This is a genomic window from Saccharothrix sp. ST-888 (genome assembly GCF_000955975.1).
Taxonomy (GTDB): Bacteria; Actinomycetota; Actinomycetes; order Streptomycetales; family Streptomycetaceae; genus Kitasatospora.
Genome location: NZ_JYJF01000195.1, coordinates 1 through 5,484, shown reverse-complemented (window position 1 = coordinate 5,484; position 5,484 = coordinate 1). Strand labels below are relative to the sequence as shown.

Sequence of the window (5,484 nt, the reverse complement as noted above, 5' to 3'; positions counted from 1 at the left end):
TTGTGAATCCAATGTGACGCGCAGGAGATGCTCCGTGGGGGCTTGGCACCGGCAGACGCCGGTTGGTAGATGGTTGTGGGGAAGGCACCGGTGGCTGGGGATCATCAGCCTGCTGGCGGTGTTGATGACGATGGTGTCGGTCCCATCGGCCGAAGCGTTGGCGGCACGGCGGCCGCACGGGAAGGTCTGGACGCCGAAAACACCGTTGGCAGGGCAGAAGTCCGTCAAGGGCAAGAACCTCGCGCCGGCGAAGCCGAAGGCTCCGGCGTTCCCGGTGCCGAAGGACTACAACCCGTCCACGCTGTCGGCTCCGGTGGCAGCCGGATCGGCGTCGGTGACGCTGACCGATGGACAGGCCGTCCAGGCAGGACGTCTGCCCGTCAAGTTGGCGGCGGGCAGCGGTAATCCAACGCACGCCGTGCAGGTCGTCATGGCCGGCGCGGACAAGGGTGACTCGGCCGGTGTGGCCGGCCCGGTGGTGGCGCTGACGGACACGCAGGCCGCCGCCTCGGCCGGACACACGGTCAAGGTCGCGCTGGACCTCAAGGCACTCCAGGGTGCCGGTTGGGCCGACCGGGCACGTCTGGTGGCCCTGCCGGCCTGTGCGCTGACCACACCCGACAGGACCGAGTGTCAGAAGCAGACGCCGGTCGCCTCGGAGGTGGATCCGCAGTCGGGGGTGCTGACCGCCGAGGTCACGCTCCCCACCGCCAAGGAGGCCGCTGCGGCAGTGCCGGCCTCGCCATCGGCCCATGGTGGTTCGGCCGACTCCCGGGCCTTCAGCTGGGACGCTGCAGCAGTGCCGGCCTCGCCGTCGGCCCGTGCTGGTTCCCCCGAGCTCCAGGCCTTCACCGAGAGCTCGGCGGCAACCGCGCCGCGGACGATGGTGCTGGCTGCCACCGCGTCGTCGGGCGGTGCGATGGGCGGCTACTCCGCCTCGCCGCTGTCGCCGTCGACGGCGTGGGGCGCGGGTTCCAATGTGGGTGACTTCTCCTACTCCTACCCGATCCAGACTCCGCCCTCCATCGGTGGTGCGGCGCCGTCGGTGGCGCTGTCATACGACTCCTCGGGCGTCGACGGCAAGACCTCGGCACAGAACGCGCAGGCATCCTGGGTCGGCGAGGGCTGGGACTACCAGCCCGGGTTCGTCGAACGGTCCTACCAGAGCTGCAACAACGACGGCATCACCAACTCCGGGGACCAGTGCTGGGCGGGCCAGAACGCCAGGCTCAGCCTCGCCGGTCACTCCGGCACCCTGGTGCGGGACGACACCACCGGTGTCTGGCACATCCAGGGCGATGACGGTTCGAAGGTCGAGCAGTTGTCGGGCGCGGCGAACGAGGCGCGCAACGGCGAGTACTGGCGCATCACCACGACCGACGGGACGCAGTACTACTTCGGCGTGAACCACCTGCCCGGTGGCAACCAGAGCGACCGGGCGGCGAACTCGGTGGAGTACACGCCTGTCTACTCGCCGAAGAGCGGGGACGACTGCTATAACTCCTCCACCGGCACGGGTTCGTGGTGCCAGGAGGGCTGGCGGTGGAACCTCGACTACGTCGTGGATCCGCACCAGAACCTGACCAACTACCTGTACCAGCAGGTTCTGAACTACTACAGCCGTGGCGGCGGACAGAACAACGGCAGCGGCACGCTGACCAAGTACGTCCGCTCGGCCGAGCTGAGGCAGATCGGCTACGGCCAGCGGCTGCCCGACCAGATAGCCGCGAACGGGGCGGCGAACGCGGCCGCCAAGGTGCTGTTCGTCACGGAAGAGCGGTGCACCCCCTCGGGCAGCGTGACCTGTACGACCGCGCAACGCACCACCGCGAACCAGGCGAACTGGCCGGACTCCCCGCTGGACCAGAACTGTGCTTCGACCGGCACCTGCACGAACTACTCGCCGTCGTACTGGTCGTCGTCGATGCTGTCGCAGATCCGTACGCAGGTACTGGTGGGCAGCACCTACACGACGGTGGACTCCTGGGCGCTGAACCACACCTTTCCCGACCCGGGCGATGGCACCAAGCCGTCGTTGTGGCTGGCCTCGATCCAGCGCACGGGGACGGACGGCCAGGCGGCGGTGACGCTTCCTGCGGTGACCTTCACCGCCCGTGAGCTGGCGAACCGGGTGGACGGCCTGGTGCCGGCAGCGCCAGCGTTCTACCGGCCGCGGATCCAGCAGATCACCACGGAGACCGGCGGCCAGATCAACGTGGTCTATGCCGCGCCCGAGTGCTCGCGCGTGAACAACCACATGCCCGGGTCCGAGGACTCCAACACGATGGCGTGCATGCCGGTGCACTGGTACCTGCCCGGCTCCTCCTCCACCACGCCCGTCAGCGACTGGTTCAACAAGTACCTGGTGACGGAGGTGAGCGAGCAGGACGCCATCACCGGTACGTCACTAATCAAGGTCACCGACTACAGCTACCTCGGTGGCGCCGCCTGGCACCGCGACGATGCCGAGTTCACCGACCCCAAGACCCGTACCTGGGACGACTTCCGCGGCTACCAGACGGTCGTCACGACCACTGGTAGCGGCAATTCCGGTGAGGCGCCCAAGACGAAGACGCTCAGTACCTACCTGCGGGGCATGAACGGCGACCATCTCGCCGACGGCACCATCCGAAGCGTCTCGGGCTCGTTCACCCCGTACACCGGGGCGGCCCCGATCACGGCCACGGACGACAACTGGCGCTCGGGCAGCATCCTCGGTGGCCGGACGCTCACCCAGGCGGGCGGCTCCGTGGTGAGCGCCTCGGCTACCGTCACCGCGGGCTCGGTGACCACCGCGACGCACCACCAGCAGAACGGGATGCCGGACCTGGTCGCCCGCTACGGCAGCACCAGCAGCACCGAGACCTCGTGGTCCCAACTGTCCAACGGCAGCTGGCGGATCACCAGCATCATCTCCACCACGGACCCCGCCAACGCCAACCGACTCGTCCAATCGGACGACCAGGGCGACGGCACGAGTGCCGCACCCGAGGTCTGCACCACCACGAGCTACGCCACCGGCAGCAACCCGATGATGCTGGGGCTGGTGTCCGAGGTGCGCTCGGTCGCGGGCTCGTGCGGCACCACGATGAACGCGACGAACACCGTCAAGGACACCCGCACGCTGTACGACGGCCAGCCGTTCGGCCAGAGTGGCGCCACGGGTGATCCGACCGGCACGCAGGCGATCAGCTCCTACGACACCGGCGGCCAGGCGCAGTTCGCGAGTCTGACCACCTCCACCTTCGACGCCTACGGCCGGGTTGCCTCGACAGCTGGTCCCGACGGCGCGACGACCAGCACGACGTACTCGCCGGCCACCGGTGCCGTCCCGACCAAGGCCACCGTGACCGGTCCGATGGGCGCCTCCTGGGCGACCACGAAGACCTACGACCCCGGTCACGGCCTTCCCCTGGTGTCCACCGACGCGAACGGGAACGCGACAACCGAGCAGTACGACGGACTCGGACGGCTGACCGCCGTCTGGCAGCCCGACCGGGCGACCAGCCTCGGCCCTAACATCAAGTACTCCTACTCCATCAACGGTGTGACCGCCCCGACGGTCGTCACCTCCCAGACCGTCAACGAGGACGGCAGCTACCAGACCAGCAACGAGCTGTACGACGGCCTGGGCCGGGTGCGCCAGACCCAGAGCACCCCGATCGGTGTCCTCGCCGGACGCCTGATCACGGACACGGCGTACGACTCACATGGCTGGGTCATCAAGGCCTCGCAGCCGTACTACGACGGTGCCAACCAGCCGAACGGGACGATCTACGCCCCGCAGGACTCGCAGGTCCCCGCGCAGACCTGGACCACCTACGACGGCATGGGCCGTCCGCTGACCCAGGCGTTCATGTCCTACGCCCAGCCGCAGTGGTCCACCACCACCGCGTACCCGGGCGCGGACCGCATCGACGTCACCCCGCCCCAGGGCTCCACCGCGACCAGCACCTTCACCGACGCACGCGGACGCACCACCGCCCTGTGGCAGTACCACGGTGGCAAGGCCACGGGCAACGCGGCAGATGCCGACATCACCACGTACGCCTTCACCGCGGCCGGAAACCCCTCCTCGCGCACCGACTCGTCGGGCAACTCCTGGACGTACGGGTACGACCTGCGGGGCCGTCAGACCTCGGTGACCGACCCGGACACCGGTACGACGGGCACCACGTACGACGTCGCGTCGCAGATCGCGTCCACCACGGATGCCAAGGGCAACATGCTGGCGTACACCTACGACGTTCTCGGGCGTAAGACCGGGATGTACGCGGGCAGTGTGGCACCGGCCAACCAGCTTGCGGGCTGGACGTACGACACCCTGCCGAACGCCAAGGGTCAGCCCGTCTCCTCCACCCGCTACGTGGGCGGCGCGACTGGCAAGGCCTACACGCAGGCCGTCACCGGGTACGACACCATGTACCGGCCGACCGGCACCAGCGTCACCATCCCCTCCTCAGAGGGCGCCCTGGCAGGCACATACACCACTGCCAGTCAGTACACGCCGGTGCTCGGCTCGCTGATGCACACCGATCTGCCGGCGGTGGGCGGCCTGCCCGCCGAAGGCGTCAACTACGTGCACGGCCACACGGGTCTACTGTGGGCCTCGGGTGGTAACAGCACCCTGGTCACCGACGTCCAGTACGACGCCCTGGGCCGACCCACCCGCACGACCGTGGGCGACTTCGGCACCCAGGTCGTCTCGACCCAGAACTACGACTGGGCGACGGGCCGGGTGATCCAGTCCTTCCTCGACCGGCAGACCGGCAGCACGTCGCTGGACCAGACCAGCTACACCTACAACCCCGCGGGTCAGACCACCTCGGTGTCCGACCTGCAGAACGCCTCCGCCACCGACACCCAGTGCTTCACCTACGACTACCTGGGCCGGCTGGCAAGCGCCTGGACCGACACCGCGGGCATCAGCACCAAGGCCGCACCGTCCGTCCCCGGCATCGGCGGATGCACCAACACCAGCCCCACCAGCGGTGTGACGGCCCCGGCCAAGACCACCGTCGGGGGACCGGCACCGTACTGGCAGTCCTACAGCTACGACGCCAGCGGAAACCGTTCCTCCCTGGTGCAGCACGACGTCAGCGGCAACACCGCCAACGACATCACCACCACCCAGACGTTCGGTGCCGCGAAGTCGGTCAACACGCCGACCAGCGCGCCGAACACCGGCGGTGGCACCGGCGGCCCGCACGCCCTGCTGTCCACTTCGACGAAGTCGGCCAGCGACACGAAGGCGGCCACCTACCAGTACGACGCGATGGGCAACACCACCAGCGTCACCGACACCACCGGCACCACCACCCTGACCTGGAACGGTGAGGACAAGCTCGACTCGGTCACCAAGACCGGGCAGTCCCAGGGAACGTCGTACCTGTACGACGCGGACGGCAACCAGCTGATCCGCCGAGACCCGGGCAAGACCACGCTGAACATCGGCGCGGACGAGCTCACCCTGGACACCGCATC

1 protein-coding gene is annotated in these 5,484 nt (G+C 68.6%); it reads left to right on the top strand.

Annotation, left to right across the window (positions count from 1 at the left end; translation table 11 throughout):
- Nucleotides 1-205 precede the first annotated feature (205 nt).
- A partial coding sequence (locus UK12_RS44645; protein ID WP_052682370.1) for an RHS repeat protein occupies nucleotides 206-5,484 on the top strand: 5,279 nt, incomplete at its 3' end.